The organism is Paraburkholderia tuberum STM678, assembly GCF_902833905.1.
GTDB lineage: Bacteria > Pseudomonadota > Gammaproteobacteria > Burkholderiales > Burkholderiaceae > Paraburkholderia > Paraburkholderia tuberum.
In genome coordinates this window covers 84,024-103,625 of the sequence record NZ_CADFGP010000028.1, presented here as the reverse complement: position 1 = coordinate 103,625, position 19,602 = coordinate 84,024, and the positions used below count along the sequence as shown (strand labels likewise).

19 protein-coding genes are annotated in these 19,602 nt (G+C 63.8%); 2 read left to right on the top strand and 17 right to left on the bottom strand.

Features of this window, described 5'->3' with window-relative positions; all coding sequences use genetic code 11:
- Positions 1–166 precede the first annotated feature (166 nt).
- The 4 genes from HWY30_RS23700 to HWY30_RS23685 all read right to left on the bottom strand — a co-directional run bounded on the left by HWY30_RS23700 (position 167) and on the right by HWY30_RS23685 (position 3,675).
- Positions 167–916: an electron transfer flavoprotein subunit beta/FixA family protein gene (locus HWY30_RS23700; protein ID WP_090801294.1), complete on the bottom strand. Its 750-nt coding sequence runs from the start codon at positions 914–916 to the stop codon at positions 167–169.
- 235 nt (positions 917–1,151) lie between these two features.
- Entirely contained in the window at positions 1,152–1,949 is a 798-nt protein-coding gene (locus tag HWY30_RS23695) for a MetQ/NlpA family ABC transporter substrate-binding protein (RefSeq protein ID WP_090801296.1), read from the bottom strand.
- Between the two features lie 48 nt (positions 1,950–1,997).
- Positions 1,998–2,651: a methionine ABC transporter permease gene (locus HWY30_RS23690; protein WP_090801297.1), complete on the bottom strand. Its 654-nt coding sequence runs from the start codon at positions 2,649–2,651 to the stop codon at positions 1,998–2,000.
- Complete coding sequence (locus HWY30_RS23685; RefSeq protein WP_090801299.1) at positions 2,641–3,675, bottom strand: methionine ABC transporter ATP-binding protein; 1,035 nt, start codon at positions 3,673–3,675, stop codon at positions 2,641–2,643. The genes HWY30_RS23690 and HWY30_RS23685 overlap by 11 nt, the downstream gene beginning before the upstream one ends.
- Positions 3,676–3,914: 239 nt before the next feature.
- Here HWY30_RS23685 and HWY30_RS23680 point away from each other — a divergent pair, with 239 nt between their 5' ends.
- Positions 3,915–4,820 carry an alpha/beta hydrolase gene (locus HWY30_RS23680; RefSeq protein ID WP_090801301.1) on the top strand — a complete coding sequence of 302 codons (906 nt, stop codon included), beginning with the start codon at positions 3,915–3,917 and terminating at the stop codon, positions 4,818–4,820.
- Between the two features lie 27 nt (positions 4,821–4,847).
- On the opposite strand, the gene HWY30_RS23675 is transcribed toward HWY30_RS23680, so the two are convergent.
- Both HWY30_RS23675 and HWY30_RS23670 read right to left on the bottom strand, forming a co-directional pair.
- Positions 4,848–5,657, bottom strand: a complete 810-nt coding sequence (locus HWY30_RS23675) for an enoyl-CoA hydratase (protein WP_090801303.1) — start codon at positions 5,655–5,657, stop codon at positions 4,848–4,850.
- A gap of 79 nt (positions 5,658–5,736) precedes the next feature.
- A complete protein-coding gene (locus HWY30_RS23670) occupies positions 5,737–6,660 on the bottom strand; it encodes a histone deacetylase family protein (protein WP_090801305.1) in 924 nt (307 codons plus the stop codon).
- Between the two features lie 334 nt (positions 6,661–6,994).
- Between HWY30_RS23670 and mltB the strand changes: the two genes are divergently transcribed.
- Entirely contained in the window at positions 6,995–8,173 is a 1,179-nt protein-coding gene (gene mltB / locus HWY30_RS23665) for a lytic murein transglycosylase B (protein WP_090805414.1), read from the top strand.
- A gap of 112 nt (positions 8,174–8,285) precedes the next feature.
- Here the strand turns inward: mltB and cysM are convergent, their stop codons facing one another.
- From cysM to aroA, 11 genes are all read right to left on the bottom strand, one after another.
- Positions 8,286–9,188, bottom strand: a complete 903-nt coding sequence (cysM, locus tag HWY30_RS23660) for a cysteine synthase CysM (RefSeq protein ID WP_090801307.1) — start codon at positions 9,186–9,188, stop codon at positions 8,286–8,288.
- Positions 9,189–9,433: 245 nt separating this feature from the next.
- Positions 9,434–9,808: a ComEA family DNA-binding protein gene (locus HWY30_RS23655; protein WP_090805416.1), complete on the bottom strand. Its 375-nt coding sequence runs from the start codon at positions 9,806–9,808 to the stop codon at positions 9,434–9,436.
- Positions 9,809–9,886: 78 nt separating this feature from the next.
- A complete protein-coding gene (gene rfaD / locus HWY30_RS23650) occupies positions 9,887–10,879 on the bottom strand; it encodes an ADP-glyceromanno-heptose 6-epimerase (protein ID WP_090801310.1) in 993 nt (330 codons plus the stop codon).
- Between the two features lie 85 nt (positions 10,880–10,964).
- A complete protein-coding gene (gene rfaE1 / locus HWY30_RS23645; protein ID WP_090801312.1) occupies positions 10,965–11,972 on the bottom strand; it encodes a D-glycero-beta-D-manno-heptose-7-phosphate kinase in 1,008 nt (335 codons plus the stop codon).
- Positions 11,938–13,341: a UDP-glucose dehydrogenase family protein gene (locus HWY30_RS23640; protein WP_090801314.1), complete on the bottom strand. Its 1,404-nt coding sequence runs from the start codon at positions 13,339–13,341 to the stop codon at positions 11,938–11,940. The genes rfaE1 and HWY30_RS23640 overlap by 35 nt, the downstream gene beginning before the upstream one ends.
- Positions 13,342–13,467: 126 nt before the next feature.
- Positions 13,468–14,643: a lipopolysaccharide assembly protein LapB gene (gene lapB / locus HWY30_RS23635; RefSeq protein ID WP_090801316.1), complete on the bottom strand. Its 1,176-nt coding sequence runs from the start codon at positions 14,641–14,643 to the stop codon at positions 13,468–13,470.
- A 69-nt stretch (positions 14,644–14,712) separates the two neighbouring features.
- On the bottom strand, positions 14,713–15,006 hold the full coding sequence (locus HWY30_RS23630; protein ID WP_090801318.1) for a LapA family protein: 294 nt from the start codon (positions 15,004–15,006) through the stop codon (positions 14,713–14,715).
- 298 nt (positions 15,007–15,304) lie between these two features.
- Positions 15,305–15,628, bottom strand: a complete 324-nt coding sequence (locus tag HWY30_RS23625; protein WP_006050255.1) for an integration host factor subunit beta — start codon at positions 15,626–15,628, stop codon at positions 15,305–15,307.
- Positions 15,629–15,649: 21 nt separating this feature from the next.
- Complete coding sequence (rpsA, locus tag HWY30_RS23620) at positions 15,650–17,383, bottom strand: 30S ribosomal protein S1 (protein ID WP_008921410.1); 1,734 nt, start codon at positions 17,381–17,383, stop codon at positions 15,650–15,652.
- Between the two features lie 164 nt (positions 17,384–17,547).
- Positions 17,548–18,234, bottom strand: a complete 687-nt coding sequence (gene cmk / locus HWY30_RS23615) for a (d)CMP kinase (RefSeq protein WP_090801320.1) — start codon at positions 18,232–18,234, stop codon at positions 17,548–17,550.
- Positions 18,235–18,281: 47 nt separating this feature from the next.
- Positions 18,282–19,586, bottom strand: coding sequence for a 3-phosphoshikimate 1-carboxyvinyltransferase (gene aroA, locus HWY30_RS23610; protein ID WP_176078935.1), 1,305 nt, complete (start codon positions 19,584–19,586; stop codon positions 18,282–18,284).
- Between the last annotated feature and the right edge of the window lie 16 nt (positions 19,587–19,602).

Below are 19,602 nucleotides of genomic sequence, written 5' to 3'. Positions count from 1 at the left end.
CCGCCGATCTTCTGTGCCGCTGCGATCGTGTTCAGCGTCGCGGCCTTGATCGACGCATTGTCGTGTTCTGCAATTACCAGGTTCGTCATTTGCTCTGTCTCCGTGTCGACTGGAGTTAGCGCTTTAGCGCTTACTCCAGTCCCATGCAACATAGTTGCCGTTCTACTTAAAGCACCTTCGCTTCGGTCTTCAGCTTCTCGACCAGCGTCTTCACGTCCGGCACCTTCACACCGGCGGAGCGCCTGGGCGGCTCGGCGACTTTCAGCGTCTTCAGACGCGGCGTGACATCGACGCCGAGGTCTTCGGGCTTGACCGTTTCCAGCGGCTTTTTCTTCGCCTTCATGATGTTCGGCAGCGTCACGTAGCGCGGCTCGTTCAGGCGCAGATCGGTCGTCACCACGGCGGGCAGCGTCAGCGACAGCGTTTCCGCGCCGCCGTCCACTTCACGCGACACCGTCGCCTTGCCGTCCGCCACGACAAGCTTCGACGCGAACGTCGCCTGCGGCAGATTCGCGAGCGCGGCGAGCATCTGGCCGGTCTGATTGGAGTCGTCGTCGATGGCCTGTTTGCCGAGGATCACCAGTTGCGGCTGCTCCTTGTCGACGAGCGCCTTGAGCAGCTTCGCGACGGCGAGCGGCTGCAGGTCTTCGTTCGATTCGATCAGGATCGCGCGATCCGCGCCGATGGCGAGCGCGGTGCGCAGCGTTTCCTGTGCCTGCGCAACACCGGCCGACACGGCGATCACTTCGGTCGCGACGCCCGCTTCCTTCAGACGCACCGCTTCTTCAACCGCGATTTCGTCGAACGGGTTCATCGACATTTTCACGTTCGCGATATCGACGCCCGTACCGTCCGATTTCACGCGGACCTTCACGTTGTAGTCGACCACTCTTTTCACTGGCACCAGAATTTTCATGCACACGCTCCAAAGTTACGAATACGTCAACCCGATGAACATTATAGCGACTGCCCTCATGACAGCCGTGTCGCGGGCGCTTTGCGGGAGGATATCGCTCCTCAGCGGCGTGACGGCAATACCGAACGATCGTTCTATTTTAATCTCCAAAAAACCCGGGAGACAACCCCGGGTTCCGACTCAGACCTCTAATTTCGCATTGCCGTCGTGTTCTGCGAGGTCCGCGGGCGTTGCATCACCAGGAGGTGATCACCGAGCCGCCGAATTTGCTGTCGACGAACTGCTTCACTTCGGGCGAGTGGTACGCCGCGACGAGCTTCGCGACCCACGGCTTGTTCTTGTCCGCTTCGCGAATCGCGATCACGTTCACGTAGGGACCTTTCCGGTCCTCGATCGCGATAGCGTCCTGCGTTGGCTTGAGGCCCGCTTCCATCGCGAAGTTGGTGTTGATCGCGGCGGCAACGACATCGTCCAGCGAACGCGGAATCTGCGCCGCGTCAAGCTCGACGATCTTCAGTTTCTTCGGATTGTCGACGATGTCGAGCGGCGTCGCCTTCAGGCCCGCCTCGGCGCGCAGCTTCAGCAAGCCCTGCTTCTGCAGCAACAGCAGCGCGCGGCCGCCGTTGGTCGGGTCGTTCGGCACGGCGATCTTCGCGCCCGGCTGCAGTTCGGCGAGCGACTTCACCTTCTTCGAGTAGATACCCATCGGGTACGTGACCGTATCGGCGATACGGATCAGCTTGTAGCCGCGATCCTTCACCTGCGCCTGCAAGTACGGGTCGTGCTGGTAGCTGTTCGCGTCCAGATCGCCGCCCGCGAGCGCCGCGTTCGGCTGCACGTAGTCGGAGAATTCGACGATCCTGATGTTCAGGCCGTTCTTCGCGGCGACCGTCTTCACGACGTCCATGATCTGCGCGTGCGGGCCGCCGGTGACACCAACCTTGATCGTGTCTTCGGCATGCGCCGCGGTGGTGGCGAAGAGCGTTGCCGCGCCGAATGCGGCGGCCAGCTTGAGAATGAAGCGACGTTGCATGATGGACCTTTTCCGAATCTTTATTAGCGGGCTTCCGAACGCCCTTGTTTATTTGTGGCTCAGACGACGCACGAGCCAATCCCCAAACGACTGCACCAGTTGCACGAACACGATCAGTATCAGCACGACCGCGAGCATCACTTCTGGCAGGAAGCGCTGATAGCCGTAGCGGATGCCGAGGTCGCCAAGACCGCCGCCGCCGATCGCGCCGGCCATCGCCGAATAGCCGACCAGCGACACGAACGTGATCGTCAACCCGGCGACCACCCCCGGCAGCGATTCCGGCAACAGCACCTTGAAGACGATCTGGCTGGTGGTCGCGCCCATCGCCTGGGCCGCCTCGATGAGCCCGCGATCGACCTCGCGCAGCGCCGTTTCGACCAGACGCGCGATGAACGGCGCCGCGGCGATCGTCAGCGGCACGATCGCGGCCGCGGTGCCGATTGACGAACCGACGACAAGTCGCGTAAACGGAATCACCGCGACCAGCAGGATGATGAACGGCGTCGAGCGCACCGCGTTGACGATCACGCCCATCACGCGATTCAACGCGACGTTTTCGAGCACGCTCTGGCGGTTGGTCAAATACAGCAGCACACCGAGCGGCACGCCGACCACAGCGCCAATCAGTCCGGAGATGCCCACCATGATGAGCGTCTCCCAGAACGACTGGACGAACATATCGAACATTTCACTCAACATGCGAGAGCTCCTCCACTACGACACCCTGCTCGCGCAGAAACGTGATCGCCTGCGCGACCTTGGCCGGATCGCCGCCCGCGAGTACCGCGAGCGAGCCGAACGCCTGCCCCTGGATTTCGTCGATCTGGCCGTGCAGGATGTTGAAGTCGAGCTCGTAGCGGCGAATCGTCTCCGACAGGATCGGCTGATCGACGCCCGAACCGGTGAACGCGAGGCGCAGCAGATGGCCGCTGCCGGTCTTCAACCGCTGCGCGACGCGCGCCTTCATGGCGGGCGGCAGCTCCTGCGCGATCACGTCGCCGATCAGCGCGCGCGTGACTTCGTGGTGCGGCTGCAGGAACACGTCGATCACCTTGCCCTCTTCGACGACGCGGCCCGCGTCGAGCACCGCGACGCGATCGCAGACCTGCTTGATCACGTCCATCTGGTGAGTGATCAGCACGATCGTCAGGTTCAGTTCGCGGTTGATGCGCTTGAGCAAATCGAGGATCGCGCGGGTGGTTTCGGGGTCGAGCGCAGAGGTCGCCTCGTCCGACAGCAGCACCTTCGGCTTGCTCGCGAGCGCACGCGCGATGCCCACGCGCTGCTTCTGCCCGCCGCTGATCTGCGCCGGATAGCGGTCCTTCTGCGCCGACAGACCGACGAGCTCGAGCAGCGGCAGCACGTTCGCCTCGATCTCGTCGCGCTTCAGGCCGGCCAGTTCGAGCGGCAGCGCGACGTTCTCGTACACGGTGCGCGACGACAACAGATTGAAGTGCTGGAAGATCATGCCGATCTCGCGACGCGCGTCGCGCAGTTGCGCGGCGGGCAGCGTCGTCAGATCGCGGCCGTTGACGAGGATGTTGCCCTCGGATGGGCGCGTCAGCAGGTTGATGGTGCGCACGAGCGTGCTCTTGCCCGCGCCGCTGCGGCCGATGATCCCGAACACCTCGCCCGCCGGAATCGTCAGATTGACGTTGTGCAGCGCCTCGACCCACCCCCGGGGCCCGGCAAACCGCTGGGAAACATTGCGTATTTCGATCATGGACAAACGAAAACGGCGGAGGCTGCCGGCGAGCATCGTGCTCCCGACAGGCGGCCGCCGTTTCTTTTATTGGGATTTGAGGTCGTCATTCTACCGTAGCGACGACATGCCCTTTAATAATCAATTTCGATTTTTTAATAACCTGAGGGCATTAGAGCCGCGCCTTATGCACGAAGCTCACGCGCTTCGCGCCGCTACGACTATGATCGGGCCACCTTCCTTCAGCACAGGCCGCCGCCATGCAGACTTCTCCGAGCCACACCGTGCGCGCGAGCGCCGGCAGTCTCAATAAAGATGCGCCGCAGCGCGGGTCGGTGACGACTGGCGATGGCATCGAATTGCCGCTGTATCGCTGGCGGCCGAACGGGCCCATACGCGCGACGGTCGCGCTGCTGCACGGCCTCGCCGAACACGCCGGCCGTTACGCCGCCGTTGCGGGCCGGCTCAACGCGGCGGGCATCGAACTCGTCGCGATCGATCTGCGCGGCCACGGCCACGCGCCCGGGAAGCGCGCCTATGTGAAACGCTTCGACGACTACCTGCTCGATGCGCAGGCGCTGCTCGACGCCGCCGCGCAAAGCTGTGCGCCGTTATTCCTGATGGGCCACAGCATGGGTGGCGCGGTGGCGGCGCTGTATGCGATAGAGCGCCTCGACGCGAGCGGGCGGCGCCTTGCCGGCCTGATCCTGTCGAGCCCCGCGCTCGCGCCGGGCCGCGACGTGCCGAAGTGGATGCTCGCGCTAAGCCAGGTGATCAGCCGCGTCTACCCAACCTTCCCGGCGATGAAGATCGACCCTGCGCTGCTCTCGCGCCTTCAGCCGGTGGTCAAAGCCAACCTCAACGATCCGCTCGTCCATCACGACGCGATTCCGGCGCGCACGGGCGCCGAGCTGCTGCTCGCGATGGCGCGCATCGAACGCGGACGCGCGAGGCTGCGCATGCCGCTGCTCGTGTTTCATGGCACCGACGACAAAGTGACCGAGCCCGACGGCAGCCGCGCGTTCGGCGAGCACGCGGGCTCGCCGGACAAGACGCTCACGCTGCACGAGGGTAGCTACCACGAGACGATGAACGACCTCGATCGCGATCGGGTGATCGAGGCGTTGGTCGAGTGGATCGAAAGGCGGGCGGTGGGACCGAGTTGACAAGACGCGGCGCTTGCTGGCCGTCGACTAGCGCTTCCACTTCGGCGCGCGTTTGTCGATGAAAGCCTGCACGCCTTCGAGCGCCGAGTCGTCCATCATGTTGCAGGCCATCGTCTGCCCCGCGAGCTGGTACGCGGCTTCGATACCCATTTCGAGCTGCCGGTAGAACAGGCCCTTGCCCGCGCTGACAGCTTCGACCGGCTTCGCGCAGATGCTCGCGGCGAGCCGCGCGACTTCGTCGTCGAGCGCATCGGCTGGGGCGACGCGGTTCACGAGCCCCTGCTTGCGCGCTTCGGCGGCGTCGATGAAATCGCCGGTCAGCAGCATTTCGAGCGCGGCCTTGCGCGACAGGTTGCGCGACAGCGGCACCGACGGTGTCGCGCAGAACAATCCGAGGTTCACGCCCGATACGGCGAAGCGCGCGGTATCGGCGGCGACCGCGAGATCGCACATTGCGACCAGCTGGCAGCCGGCGGCGGTCGCGATGCCATGCACGCGCGCGATCACCGGCTGCGGCATGCGCTGGATCGTCAGCATCAGCTTCGTGCAGCGCGCGAACAGCTGCTGGTAATAAGCAAGCGATGGCGCCGCGCGCATTTCCTTCAGGTCGTGCCCCGCGCAGAACGCGCGGCCAGCGCCGGCGATCACGACCACACGGGCATCGGTCTTCGCGATCCCGGTCAGCGTCTGCTGCAGTCCGTCGAGCAACGCTTCGGACAGCGCGTTGAACGCATCGGGCCGATTCATCGTCACGCGCACGACGCCCGCTACGCGATATGCGTCGTGTTCGATCGTGACCAGCGACGCGTCGCCGGTGCTGGCGGGACTGGCGTTCATGGCTCGCTCCTCGGTACGTGAATGTCGATTTTCGCTCGCTGGCTTTCGAGCCACTGTCGCCGCGTGCAGTCGGGCAACCTCAGATCTCCGCCAGCGACCGCACGTGCGCGACCACGCTGCGCCCGAGCGCCGACAGGTTGTAGCCGCCCTCGAGACAACTGACGATGCGCCCACGCGCATAACGCCGCGCGATCTCGCGCATCTGGTCGGTGATCCACGCGTAATCGTCTTCGACGAGGCCCATGTTGCCGAGGTCGTCCTCGCGATGCGCGTCGAAGCCCGCCGAGATGAACAGCATCTCCGGCCTGAATTCGTGCAGGCGCGGCAACCACAGCATATCGACCGCTTCGCGCACGGCCATGCCGTTCGAACGCGCCGGCATCGGCACGTTGCACATGTTGGACGCCTGGTTGTCGGCGCCCGTGAACGGATAGAACGGGTGCTGGAAGATGCTGCACATCAGCACGCGCGGGTCGCCCGAGAACGCGGCCTCGGTGCCGTTGCCGTGGTGCACGTCGAAGTCGATGATGGCGACGCGCGCGAGACCATGCACGTCGAGCGCGTGGCGCGCGGCGATCGCGATGTTGTTGAAAAAGCAGAAGCCCATCGCACGCGCCGGTTCCGCGTGATGGCCCGGCGGCCGCACGCTGCAGAACGCGTTGTCGTAGCGGCCTTCGATCACCGCGTCGGTGGCGGCGACCGCCGCGCCCGCCGCGCGCAGCGCGGCCTGCCACGTGTGCGGATTCATCGTCGTGTCGGGATCGATCTCGGCGACGCCCTCGACGGGCGAGCGACCGCGGATGTAGTCGACATGCGCCTGCGTGTGCACTCGCAGCAGCGCGGCCTCGTCGACGAGCGGCGGCGATTCGCGCTCGATCAGCGCGTCGATGCGGCTTGCGATCAGTTGATCCTCGATCGCCTGCAGGCGCGCGGGACACTCGGGGTGCCACTGCCCCATGTCGTGCAGCAGACAGTCGGGGTGGGAATAGAAGCCTGTTGCCATAGTTCGTGTTGTGCGTCTCTTCTACGGCGCGACGCATGAACTGCGCGCGCGGCGTGTCTCCGTCGAGCGGCGCGCGCCCCCGCGCGCCTCCATTCGTCAAGTTACCACACGACGCCGCTGTCGCCGATTCAGCACGGTTTTGCGGAAGTCGTCGGATATACTTCCCCGACCCGTTATTCGCCGTTTCGTTCCTGCAGCTTTCCGACTGCTTCCAGCCTTTCACGCATCGCGCTCACTGCTCACCATGACCGTCAAGCTTGCTCTGTCCGCAGGATCCCCACGCAACCGTCTTCGCCTCGGCACCCACGCCGCCTCACTGATCGTCGCATCGTGCATGTTCACCGCAGCAAGTCCCGCGAGCGCGCAAAGCGCCACGAGGAAAGCACCGGTGCAACTCGCGCAGAGCCAGCCGCAGCAGCCGGTACCGCAAGGACAGACGTTCGAGGAAGAGATCATTCCGCAGCGCTATGCGCACAACGCGAACGTCGATGCGTTCATCAACGAGATGGTCGCACGCTACGATTTCGACGAAGCGTCGCTGCACGCGCTGTTCACCGGCGTCAGCTACTCGGCGACCGCGGTGAAGCTGGTCACCCCGTCACCGACGCCGTCGGTCAAGAACTGGCGCTCGTATCAGGCGCGCTTCCTCGACCCGGTGCGCGTCAATGCCGGCGTGCAGTTCTGGCGCGAGAACCGGGCCACGCTGCAGCGCGCGTATCAGGAGTTCGGCGTGCCGCCGGAGATGATCGTCGGCATCATCGGCGTCGAGACGATCTACGGTCGCTACATGGGTAATTTCCGCGTGCTCGATGCGCTGACCACGCTGAGCTTCGATTATCCGAACACCGCGAATCGCGCGGACCGCCAGGCGACCTTCCGCAAGAATCTCGAAGACTACCTGGTGTGGACGCGCGACGCGCAGATCGACCCGAACACGGTGCTCGGCTCGTACACCGGCGCGATCGGCATTCCGCAGTTCCTGCCGAGCAGCATCGTCCAATACGCGGTCGACTACGAAGGCAACAAGCGCATCGATCTGCGCACGAGCGATGCGGATGCGATCGGCAGCGTCGCGAATTATCTGCGCCAGAACGGCTGGGAAAGCGGCCGGCCGGTGGTATGGCGAATCGGCTCGGACGCGGGCAGCCTCGGTGTCGCGCAGGCCGCGGCCAATGGGCAGCCGGAGCCGCACTGGCCGCTCGACCAGTTGCTGCGTGCCGGCCTCGTGCTGAACGAGCCGAACGTCGACATTGCTTCCGAAGCGGGCACCCCGGTCACGGTGGTCGATCTGCCGACGCCGGGACGCGGCACCGAGTTCGTGCTCGGCCTGAAGAATTTCTACGTGCTCACGCGCTACAACCGCAGCTTCTTCTATGCGCTCGCGGTGTATCAGCTGGGTCAGAAGGTCAAGGCGCAGATGCAAGCAATCGACGCGGCGAATGCCGCAAAAGCGGCCAACAACGGCAGCGCGTCGCAAGGCCAGGCGGATCAGTCGAACTCTGATTCGCAGTGAGTCACGCCGCGAGTCGCCGCGGGTGCCTCGCGTTGAAAGACGCAAAAAAAGCGCCGGCTCGACCGGCGCTTTTCATTAGCTCGTGTGCCCGCGAAGGCGCCCAGCGACCCGCTTACGCGGGAAATACCCCCGTGGACAGGTAACGGTCGCCGCGATCGCAGACGATGAACACGATCGTCGCGTTCTCGACCTGACGCGCGATGCGCAGCGCGACTTCGCACGCGCCACCCGACGAAATGCCCGCGAAGATGCCTTCGACCGACGCCAGGCGGCGCGCCATCGCCTCGGCCGCGGATTGGCTGACGTTCTCCACGCGGTCGACGCGGCTGCGGTCGAAGATTTTCGGCAGATACGCTTCCGGCCATTTGCGAATACCCGGAATACGCGAGCCCTCTTCCGGCTGCGCGCCGATGATTTCGATCTGCTGGTTCTGCGTTTTCAGATACGTCGACACGCCCATGATCGTGCCGGTCGTGCCCATCGACGACACGAAGTGCGTGATGCGCCCTTCCGTGTCGCGCCAGATTTCCGGGCCCGTGCCTTCGATGTGCGAGGCCGGATTGTCCGGGTTCGCGAACTGATCGAGGATGATGCCCTTGCCTTCGCGCTGCATCTGCTCGGCGAGATCGCGCGCGTACTCCATGCCGCCTTTGACAGGCGTCAGAATGATTTCCGCGCCGTAAGCGGCCATGCTCTGGCGGCGCTCGACTGACAGATCTTCCGGCATGATCAGCACCATCTTGTAGCCGCGGACTGCGGCGGCCATCGCGAGCGCGATGCCGGTGTTGCCGCTCGTCGATTCGATCAGCGTGTCGCCCGGCTTGATGCGTCCGCGCGCTTCGGCCTTCTTGATCATGGACAACGCCGGCCGGTCTTTCACCGACCCCGCAGGATTGTTGCCCTCGAGCTTCGCGAGGATCACATTGTTGCGGCTACGGATCTCGTCGTCGGGAAGCCGGACGAGTTGTACGAGCGGCGTATTGCCGACCGTGTCTTCAATCGTTTGGTATGCCATATGGGGTCTAGCGATCGATGCGCGAAAGAGTGTCTTCAATGCATCGATTCTAAACCACGATCTCCGGCGCTGCCCTGCGGCCCTTCTGCCCGCATGGATGCATGGATGCAGGGTGTTGCTACGCAAAAAGCCCGCGGCTGCGAGCCGCGGGAAAACGTGTGTACCAATCGATGCAATGGAACGTTCGCGAACCGTGCGCGCCGCAAGCCGCTCGTCAGCATGGCACGCGCAAGGCTCGCGGCCGCTTACTTCTTCACCGCCACTGCGGCGGCGCCCTTCTGCGTGGCGGCGGACGCGGCCGTAGCGGCCGGCTCCTTGCCCGCCGCAGCTGCCGCAACCTGCGTGCTAGCAGCCGCGCCAGCCGGTCCGACAGCGAGACCCTCCGCCTGCAGGCGCTCGATGGTGTGCCCGCCCATGCCCTTGACGCGCTTGCCGAAATCCGCCGCGTCCTTGAACGGGCCGTGCGCATTACGTTCCTCGACAATCGCTTTGGCTTTTGCCGGACCGATGCCCTTGATGCCGCGCAGCGCGTCTTCGTTAGCCGTGTTGACGTCGACCGCCGCATATGCGTGGCCGAAAGCGGCGAGCATCGCCGCGGTAACCAGTACTTTTCGAAACATATTGGAATCTCCCTGTTGCCACTGGCCGGCGACCATCACCGGCCAGGAGATTCCAGTTTAAAGAGGATGACGTACGAATCACACCTGGCCGAACAGCCAACGCACGTAACGATCGACACCTTCCTGCACGCTCAGAAACGGCGCGTCGTAGCCGGCCGTGCGCAGTTTCGACTGATCGGCCTGCGTGAAGCACTGATACTTGCCGCGCAGCGCGTCGGGGAACGGAATGTATTCGATCAGCCCGCGTTGCACCTGATCCGCGAGCGACAGCGCCGGCTCGTTGTTCAGCGCGCGCAGCGTGTTGACCACGGTGCTCGCGATATCGTTGAACGGCTGCGCGCGGCCGGTGCCGAGATTGAAAATGCCTGACTTCTCCGGACGATCGAAGAAGAACAGGTTGACCTTGACGACGTCTTCGACCGAGATGAAATCGCGCGTCTGCTCGCCGGCCGCGTAGCCGTTGTACTCGCCGAACAGCTTGACCTTGCCCTCGGCGCGGAACTGGTTGAAGTTGTGAAACGCGACCGACGCCATGCGCGCCTTGTGCGTTTCGCGCGGACCGTAGACGTTGAAATAACGGAAGCCCACGATCTGGCTCTTCGCCGTGGGCAGCACGCGGCGAATCACCTGATCGAACAGGAACTTCGAATAGCCGTACACGTTCAGCGGCTGCTCGACCTCGCGCTCCTCGACGAAGCGGCTCGAGCCTCCATATGTAGCCGCCGACGACGCGTACAGGAACTGGACGTTCTGCGCGAGGCAGATGTCCAGCACGTCGCGGCTATAGCGGTAGTTGTTGTCCATCATGTAGCGGCCGTCGGTTTCCATCGTGTCCGAGCAGGCGCCTTCGTGGAATATCGCGCGCACCTTGCCGAAGTCGCCGCGCCTGAAGCGCTCGACGAATTCGGTTTTGTCGAGATAGTCGTCGATTTCGCAGTCGACCAGATTCCTGAACTTGTCCGCACGCGTGAGGTTATCGACGGCGATGATGCGCTGTTCGCCGCGCTCGTTGAGCGCCTTCACGAGATTGCTGCCGATAAAACCGGCCGCGCCGGTGACGATGACGGTCATGGTGATCCTGCGGTAGTGAGCTTCGTTCAGTCAACGCCGCGCGGGGTCCGCTGGTCCGTCGGACGACGGCGCCCCGCGGGCTGCATCAGGAAAAGAGTTCGTCGTAGTCGACGGTGGCGGTGCCCAGTTTGCCGACCACGATGCCGGCCGCGCGATTCGCGAGTCCGACCGCGTCGACGAGCGAAAGACCCGCGCCGAGCATCGCGGCGAGTGTCGCGATCACGGTGTCGCCCGCGCCCGACACATCATACACTTCGCGCGCAACGGCCGACGCGTGCAGGATGCCATCGTCGGAGAACAGCGTCATGCCCTCCTCCGAGCGCGTCAGCAGCAGCGCCTTGAACTGGAGCTCGGCGCGCAGCTTCGTGACGCGCGCGATCAGATCTTCCTCGGACTTCCACTGTCCGACGACCTCGCGCAATTCCGCGCGATTCGGCGTGATCAGCGTCGCGCCGCGATAGCGCTCCCAGTCGTCGCCCTTCGGATCGACGAGCACCGGTTTGCCGGCCGCGTGCGCCTTCGCGATCATTTGCGTGACGTGCGTGAGGCCGCCCTTCGCGTAGTCGGACATCAGGATCACGTCGTACGATGGCAGCAGCTCGTCGAAACGCGCGAGGCCCGCGAGCAGCACCTCGTGTGCCGGCGAGTTTTCGAAATCGACGCGCAGCAATTGCTGCTGACGCGACAGCACGCGCAGCTTGATCGTCGTCAGCAAGGCCGGATCGCGTTCCAGATGCGGCGTGACGCCGCTTTCGCCGAGCAGCTGCACGATGCGCTCGCCGGGCTCGTCATGACCGACCACGCACAAAAGACCCGCCTGCGCGCTGAGCGCGACCGCGTTGCGCGCGACGTTCGCCGCGCCGCCCAGCCGATCTTCCTGGCGCTGCACGTGCACGACCGGCACGGGCGCCTCCGGAGAAATGCGGTTGACGTCGCCGAACCAGTATCGGTCGAGCATCACGTCGCCGACCACCAGCACGCGCGCCGCGTTGAGCTGCGCGCGCGGCACGACCGTGAGCTTCTGCGCCGTCGTGGACGCGGGCGCCGCGGGCATGGCCTCAGGCATCGACCGGAAGTTCAGAGGGTTGGGCATAGGGGCGTCCAATGGCGTGGTAGTCGATACCGAGCTCGGTCATCGCGTCCGGTTCGTACAGGTTGCGGCCGTCGAAAATCAGCGGTGTCTTCAGCACCGATTTCAGATGCACGAAATCAGGACTCTTGAACTCCTTCCATTCGGTCACGATCACGAGCGCGTCGGCGCCGATCAGCGTTTCGTCCTGAGTGCTCGTGAACGTGAGACGCGCCAGCTGCTCCGGCGCAGCGTGCAGATCCATCGCGAATACGCGACGCGCCTCGGTCACGGCGACCGGGTCGTACGCACGCACGTTCGCGCCGCGCGCAAGCAACTCGCCGATCACGCGACGGCTCGGCGCCTCGCGCATGTCGTCGGTATTCGGCTTGAACGCGAGACCCCACACCGCGAACGCGCGGCCGCTCAAATCCTCGCCGAGCTTCGCGGTGATCTTGTTCACGAGCACGTCCTTCTGCTGGTAGTTCACTTCCTCGACCGCCTCGAGAATCCGCAGGTTGTGGCCGCTCTCGCTCGCGGTGCGAATCAACGCCTGCACGTCCTTCGGGAAGCACGAGCCGCCATAGCCGCAGCCCGCATACAGGAAGTGATAGCCGATGCGCGGATCGGAACCGATGCCGCGGCGCACCGCTTCGATGTCGGCGCCGACCTTGTCCGCGAGATTCGACATCTCGTTCATGAACGAGATGCGCGTCGCGAGCATCGCGTTGGCCGCGTACTTGGTGAACTCGGCCGAGCGAACGTCCATGTACAGCGTGCGTTCGTGATTGCGGTTGAACGGCGCGTACAGACGCTTCATCATTTCGCGCGCCCGCACGCCCGGTTCGTCTTCGTCGATACCGATCACGATACGGTCGGGGCGCATGAAGTCGTCGACGGCCGCACCTTCCTTCAGGAACTCCGGATTCGACACGACCGAGAAGCGATGCTGCGCGCTGCCGGCGAGCCCGCGTTTCGCGAGCTCTTCATTGATCACCGCGCGCACGCGCTGCGCGGTGCCGACCGGCACCGTCGATTTGTCGACGATCACCTTGAAACCATTCATCGTGCGGCCGATGTTGCGCGCGGCCTCGAGCACATATTGCAGATCGGCGGAGCCGTCTTCGTCGGGCGGCGTGCCGACCGCGATGAACTGCACGTCGCCGTGCGCGACGCTCGCGGCGACATCGGTCGAGAACGTGATGCGGCCAGCCGCGCGCGTGCGGGCGATCATCTCCTGCAAGCCCGGTTCGTGAATCGGCACGCCGCCTTTGTTGAGGATGTCGATCTTGCGCTGATCGACGTCGAGACAGAAGACGTCATTGCCGATCTCGGCGAGACACGCGCCGGTGACAAGGCCCACATAGCCGGTGCCGATAATGGTGATTTTCATACGCTTTCCGGTGGAAGGTTCCGGTAATGAATGCCGCTCATGAGGCCGGCGATAAACTCGTTGCGAAATTCGCGGAGCGGTCGCGTCGCAATGAACGCCGACGCGGCCAAAGCCGCCCGTGCGGCGTCAACTCGGCGCGGTAATCGGCTCGACGCGGCGCGGTGCATAGGTTTCCCAACCGCTGCATCCGGGGCACTGCCAGTAGAAAAGCCGCGCCCGGAAACCACAATTCTGGCACGTATAGCGTGGCAGATTCTTGGTGCGCTGGCGGATCAGTGTGTGCATCAGTTCGAGCTCGCTGCGCCGCGGCTCTTCGGCGACGGCCTGCTGCGCTTCGAGCAGACGCGTCATGCCGGCCAGATTCGGCGACTTCTGCATCTGCGTGCGCGCGAGCGCATGCGCGGCATCGACGCCGCGCAGCGACGCGACGTGCTGATACGCGACGTCGAGCAGATCGTTGCTCGGATGACGGTCGACCCACGTGGTCAGCAGATCGGCGCCCTCCTGCGCGCGACCGAGCGCTTCATACGCCTTCATGATTTTCTCTGCGACGAGCGGCAGATACGCGGGGTTCTGCTCCTCGACGCCGCGCCATTGACCGATCGCCGCTTCGGACGCACCGCCGGCCGCGTCGACGTCGCCGAACAGGATCGTCGCCCGCACGTTGGTCGGGTTCGCCTTCAGCGCGAGACCGAGCTGATGACGCGCTTCGTCCGGTTTCTTCTGCTGCAGCGCTTCCTGAGCAAGTTCGCAATGGAACTGCGCGATTTCCTTGTCGAGCGACGGTGCGCCCATCGTTTCGAGGTGACGCGCGGTATCGATCGACTTGACCCAGTCCTTCTCGATCTCGTAGATCGTCAACAGCGCGCGTTGAGCGCCGAGTGCGTAATCGCCCGCCTGCAGCGAGCGGAAGGTTTCCTCGGCACGGTCGAGCAGACCCGCTTTCAGGAAGTCCTGGCCGAGTTCGTACAGCGCGTGATCGCGCTCACTGACAGGCAGGTCCGCGCGGCTCAGCAGATTTTGATGCACGCGGATCGCTCGATCCGTTTCGCCGCGCCGGCGGAACAGATTGCCGAGCGCGAAATGCAATTCGACCGTTTCAGGGTCGAGCTTGACGACCTCGATGAATGCGTCGATCGCCTGGTCGGGCTGCTCGTTGAGCAGGAAGTTCAGGCCGCGAAAATAGGACCGCGGCAGGTTCGCGCTTTCGGACAGCAGCGTCTTGAGGTCGTAGCGCGCCGCCATCCAGCCGAACGCGAATGCGACGGGTATGACCAGCAGCCACCAGAAGTCTAGATCCATGCGATTAATGCAAATGTGCGGGAAAGCGAAAACGAAAAGCCGCGCTCAGAGCGCGCGGCGCAACGGAGTTCAGATCAGCGGCGGCAGCGGCGGCTGCTCGACGACGGCTGGCGTTTCGCGCGCCACGCGCAACTCGCGCCTGAGCCGGCCATTCTCCATGCGCAGACGTACGACGGCCGGCACCGCCGACACGAGCCCCGCAAGCAAACCGATCACGAAAAACGCGAGACCGATCAGAATCAGAGGCGCCGACCAGACGTAGCCGGCGAGGAAATTCAGCGTAGCGGGTTGCGTGTTGGAGAGCGCCAGCACCAGCAGCAGCACGAACACCAGCACACGGATCAGCCAGACGATAAATTTCATGAATAGATCTCTTGACGGCAGTTGCGGGGTGACGCCGGCTCGATGACGCGTCGCGCCACGGTGTAGCCCGCGCCGAAGTGACCCGTATTGTAATGGATGACCTCGGGGCTGGGCAGCAAGTGGCGGGATGGCGCACTTACGGGTGATTCGCGAAATGCAAAGGCCGCACCGGAAGGCGCCCTCTTCTCAAACGATGGTCGAAAAAAAAGCGCCCGAAGGCGCTTTTCCTGGTCTTTTGCCGACTGGCTTTGGCCGCTGACGCTAGCTATGCCACGCTGCAAGACGCACAGCGGAGTCATTAAAGGTCGTCATCCGGCTCTTCGGCCTTCAGCGGCTCGCCCGCGCGACGGTCCACCCGCTCGCGCAATTCCTTGCCCGGCTTGAAGTGCGGTACGTACTTCTCAGGTACCAGCACCTTCTCGCCCGACTTCGGATTGCGTCCAACGCGGGAGGGACGGCGGTTGAGCCCGAAGCTGCCGAAGCCTCGAATTTCGATGCGATGACCTTTGGCAAGTGCCTCCGACATCGCATCGAGCATCGTCTTCACCGCGAAATCCGCATCCTTGAGAACAAGTTGCGGAAACCGCGTAGCCAGCTGGGCGACCAATTCCGATTTGGTCATACTGCAGCAGACCTCTCAGGCTTACTGGTTCTGGCCGTCGAGCTTGGCCTTCAGCAGCGCGCCGAGGTTCGTCGTGCCGGTAGCGGCCGCGCTCGAATCCGAAGCAGCGAGACCGCGGATGGCTTCCTGCTGCTCAGCCGAATCCTTCGCCTTGATCGACAGGTTGATGCCACGCGACTTGCGATCGATGTTGATGATCATCGCGTTGACCTTGTCGCCTTCCTTCAGCACGTTGCGAGCGTCTTCCACGCGGTCCTGGGCGATTTCCGAAGCACGCAGGTAGCCTTCGACTTCACCCGACAGCTGGACCACAGCACCCTTCGCGTCCACCGACTTGACAGTACCGTCGACGACCGAACCCTTGTCGTTCATTGCAACGTAGTTGCTGAACGGGTCGCCTTCGAGCTGCTTGATACCCAGCGAAATACGTTCCTTCTCGACGTCGATGCCGAGAACGATCGCTTCCACTTCGTCGCCCTTCTTGTACTTGCGAACGGCTTCCTCGCCGGTTTCGCTCCACGACAGATCCGACAGGTGAACCAGACCGTCGATGCCGCCCGGCAGACCGATGAACACGCCGAAGTCGGTGATCGACTTGATGGCGCCGCTGATCTTGTCGCCCTTCTTGAAGTTGCGGCTGAAGTCGTCCCACGGGTTCGGCTTGCACTGCTTCATGCCGAGGCTGATACGACGGCGGTCTTCGTCGATTTCGAGAACCATGACTTCGACTTCGTCGCCCAATTGGACAACCTTCGACGGAGCAACGTTCTTGTTGGTCCAGTCCATTTCCGACACGTGGACGAGGCCTTCGATGCCCGATTCCACTTCGACGAATGCGCCGTAGTCGGTGATGTTGGTGACCTTACCGAACAGACGCGTGCCCGACGGATAACGGCGCGAGATGCCTTCCCACGGATCGTCGCCCAATTGCTTGATACCGAGCGAAACGCGGTTCTTTTCCTGGTCGAACTTGAGGATCTTCGCGGTGACTTCCTGGCCAACCGACAGAACTTCGCTCGGGTGACGCACACGACGCCATGCGATGTCCGTGATGTGCAGCAGGCCGTCGATACCGCCGAGGTCCACGAACGCGCCGTAGTCGGTGATGTTCTTGACCACGCCTTCGACGATCGCGCCTTCCTTCAGCGTTTCGAGCAGCTTCGCGCGCTCTTCGCCTTGCGTTGCCTCGATGACAGCGCGGCGCGACAGCACGACGTTGTTACGCTTGCGGTCGAGCTTGATGACGCGGAATTCGAGCGTCTTGCCTTCGTACGGGGTGGTGTCCTTGACCGGACGCGTATCAACCAGCGAACCCGGCAGGAACGCGCGGATGCCGTTGACCATCACGGTCATACCGCCCTTGACCTTGCCCGTGATCGTGCCGGTTACGAGTTCGTTGTTGTCCAGCGCCTTTTCCAGCGACAGCCACGAAGCCAGACGCTTCGCCTTGTCACGCGACAGGATGGTGTCGCCATAGCCGTTTTCCAGCGCGTCGATCGCGACGGAAACGAAGTCGCCCGCCTGCACTTCTACCTCGCCCGCGTCGTTCAGGAACTCTTCGAGCGGGATGTAGGCTTCGGACTTCAGACCAGCGTTCACGACCACGAAGTTGTGGTCGACACGCACGACTTCCGCGGAGATCACTTCGCCAGCGCGCATGTCCTGCTTGGTCAGCGACTCTTCGAACAGAGCCGCAAAAGATTCGGTATTCGGGGTAGAGGTTTGCAGGTCGGACATAAAAATCAGAGTTTGCATGGTCTTCGCAACGCCTGGCTCACCGGACTGGTCAGCAACTGCGGCAAATACGCGAACGCCACGCGGGGTTAAAGGGTTAAAAAAACAACGCTTCGCGACCATCGCGAAGCACCTACCAACAACAGGACTGCCGCTGTCTGGCCACTACCGCATGACCGTTTCAGTTACGCATGCGGGACCAGCGCTTCATACCATTGCACCACCTGCTCGACCGCCTGGTCGACCGACAATGCGGAGGTATCAAGCAGTTTTGCATCCGCCGCGGGCTTGAGCGGCGCGGCCGCGCGCTGACTGTCACGCTCGTCGCGCTCACGCAAATCCCGGAGCAAGTCATCTATATTAGCAGAAAATCCTTTTTGGATCAATTGCTTATGCCGGCGCGTCGCGCGGGCCTCGACGCTCGCCGTCATGAACACCTTCAGCACGGCATCCTGAAAGATCACGGTGCCCATGTCGCGCCCGTCGGCGACGAGCCCCGGCTGCTTGCGAAACGCCCGCTGACGCGCCACCAGCGCGGTTCGCACCGGCGCGTGAACGGCGATCGCCGAGGCGCGGCTGCCCACTTCCTCGGCACGAATTTCGGTCGATACATCGACGCCGTCGAGCTGCGCGAGCCCCTCACGAAACGTGATATGCAGGTCGTCGATCAGTTTGACAAGTGCGTCGACGTCGTCCGCCGCGATGCCGTAGCGCAGGCTCGCGAGTGCCGCGAGCCGGTAGAGCGCGCCGCTGTCGAGCAGGTGAAAGCCGAGGTTGGCGGCCACCATCGCGGCCACAGTGCCTTTGCCGGAGGCGCTGGGGCCGTCGATCGTAATGACGGGCGTCTGGTGAAAGGGACGGATCGGTTTCATCTAAAAATGTCGCACATCGGGCGATTCGCACGCGAATCTGGATTGCATCAGGGTTGCGCGAGCGCCGTGAAGCGCTCGAAATAATCGGGGAACGTCTTGCCGACGCACCTCGGGTCGTTGATGCGGATCGGCACACCGCCCAAGCTCACGAGCGAGAAGCACATCGCCATACGGTGGTCGTCGTAGGTGTCGATCGCGGCATTCGGGATGAGCTTTTCGGGCGGCGTGACGACGAGGAAATCCTCGCCCTCCTGCACCTTCGCGCCGACCTTGCGCAGCTCGGTCGCCATCGCGGCGATGCGGTCGGTTTCCTTGACGCGCCAGCTTGCGATGTTGCGCAGCGTGGTGGTGCCGTCCGCGAACAGCGCGGCGACCGCGATCGTCATCGCCGCGTCGGGGATCAGGTTGAAGTCCATGTCGATCGGATCGAGCTTGCCATGGTCGTTGCCGACGCCGCGCACTTCGATCCAGTCCTCGCCCATCTGCAGGTTCGCGCCCATCTTGATCAGCGCATCGGCAAAGCCGACGTCGCCCTGGATGCTCGAGCGGCCCACCCCTTCCACTCTCAGCGGGCCGCCGCCGAGCGCTCCCGCGGCGAGGAAATACGACGCCGACGACGCATCCCCCTCCACCATGATCGTGCCTGGCGACTGATAACGCTGCCCGGCTGGCACCACGAACTGGTGCCAGCCGTGACGCTCGACGTCGATGCCGAAGCGCGCCATCAGCTTGATCGTGATCTCGATGTACGGCTTCGAGATCAGCTCGCCGTCGACCTGCACGGTGGTGACGCCGCTCGCGGTGCGCAAGAGCGGCAGCGTCATCAGCAGCGAGGTCAGAAACTGGCTCGACACGTCGCCGCGCACGCGGATCGGCGCGTCGGCCGTGGTCTGGGCGGGACGGATGCGTAGCGGCGGATAGCCTTCGTTCTGTTCGTAGTCGATCTTCGCGCCGATCTGGCGCAGGCCGTCGACGAGATCGCCGATCGGCCGCTCGTGCATGCGCGGCACGCCGTGGATCCGGTAGTCGCCGCCGTTCACGGAGAGGGCCGCGGTCAGCGGACGCACCGCCGTACCCGCGTTGCCGAGGAACAGGTCGGCCGTTCGCGCGGTGAACGCGCCGCGCGTGCCGGTCACGACGCAGGTGTCACCGTCGCGCTTCAGACGTACGCCAAGCTTTTCGAGCGCGGCGAGCATCACGCGGGTGTCATCGGAATCGAGCAGGTTCGTGATCGTCGTCTCGCCTTCGGCGAGCGCGGCGAGCAGCAGCACGCGGTTCGAGATGCTCTTCGAGCCGGGCAGACGAATCGTGCCGGACGCACGGGAAAAAGGTCCGAGATCGAGGAATTCCATGATGTGTCCAGTTTCC

Excerpts from the sequence above, each read along its gene's own strand:
- lapB (WP_090801316.1), bottom strand. The coding sequence starts at position 14,643 with ATGGATCTAGACTTCTGGTGGCTGCTGGTCATACCCGTCGCATTCGCG.
- rfaE1 (WP_090801312.1), bottom strand. The coding sequence starts at position 11,972 with ATGCCCAACCCTCTGAACTTCCGGTCGATGCCTGAGGCCATGCCCGCG.
- HWY30_RS23700 (WP_090801294.1), bottom strand. The coding sequence starts at position 916 with ATGAAAATTCTGGTGCCAGTGAAAAGAGTGGTCGACTACAACGTGAAG.
- cmk (WP_090801320.1), bottom strand. The coding sequence starts at position 18,234 with ATGAAACCGATCCGTCCCTTTCACCAGACGCCCGTCATTACGATCGAC.
- HWY30_RS23695 (WP_090801296.1), bottom strand. The coding sequence starts at position 1,949 with ATGCAACGTCGCTTCATTCTCAAGCTGGCCGCCGCATTCGGCGCGGCA.
- HWY30_RS23625 (WP_006050255.1), bottom strand. The coding sequence starts at position 15,628 with ATGACCAAATCGGAATTGGTCGCCCAGCTGGCTACGCGGTTTCCGCAA.
- rfaD (WP_090801310.1), bottom strand. The coding sequence starts at position 10,879 with ATGACCGTCATCGTCACCGGCGCGGCCGGTTTTATCGGCAGCAATCTC.
- HWY30_RS23655 (WP_090805416.1), bottom strand. The coding sequence starts at position 9,808 with ATGTTTCGAAAAGTACTGGTTACCGCGGCGATGCTCGCCGCTTTCGGC.
- rpsA (WP_008921410.1), bottom strand. The coding sequence starts at position 17,383 with ATGCAAACTCTGATTTTTATGTCCGACCTGCAAACCTCTACCCCGAAT.
- HWY30_RS23675 (WP_090801303.1), bottom strand. The coding sequence starts at position 5,657 with ATGAACGCCAGTCCCGCCAGCACCGGCGACGCGTCGCTGGTCACGATC.
- HWY30_RS23685 (WP_090801299.1), bottom strand. The coding sequence starts at position 3,675 with ATGATCGAAATACGCAATGTTTCCCAGCGGTTTGCCGGGCCCCGGGGG.
- HWY30_RS23670 (WP_090801305.1), bottom strand. The coding sequence starts at position 6,660 with ATGGCAACAGGCTTCTATTCCCACCCCGACTGTCTGCTGCACGACATG.
- aroA (WP_176078935.1), bottom strand. The coding sequence starts at position 19,586 with ATGGAATTCCTCGATCTCGGACCTTTTTCCCGTGCGTCCGGCACGATT.
- HWY30_RS23680 (WP_090801301.1), top strand. The coding sequence starts at position 3,915 with ATGCAGACTTCTCCGAGCCACACCGTGCGCGCGAGCGCCGGCAGTCTC.
- HWY30_RS23640 (WP_090801314.1), bottom strand. The coding sequence starts at position 13,341 with ATGAAAATCACCATTATCGGCACCGGCTATGTGGGCCTTGTCACCGGC.
- HWY30_RS23630 (WP_090801318.1), bottom strand. The coding sequence starts at position 15,006 with ATGAAATTTATCGTCTGGCTGATCCGTGTGCTGGTGTTCGTGCTGCTG.
- cysM (WP_090801307.1), bottom strand. The coding sequence starts at position 9,188 with ATGGCATACCAAACGATTGAAGACACGGTCGGCAATACGCCGCTCGTA.
- HWY30_RS23690 (WP_090801297.1), bottom strand. The coding sequence starts at position 2,651 with ATGTTGAGTGAAATGTTCGATATGTTCGTCCAGTCGTTCTGGGAGACG.
- mltB (WP_090805414.1), top strand. The coding sequence starts at position 6,995 with ATGTTCACCGCAGCAAGTCCCGCGAGCGCGCAAAGCGCCACGAGGAAA.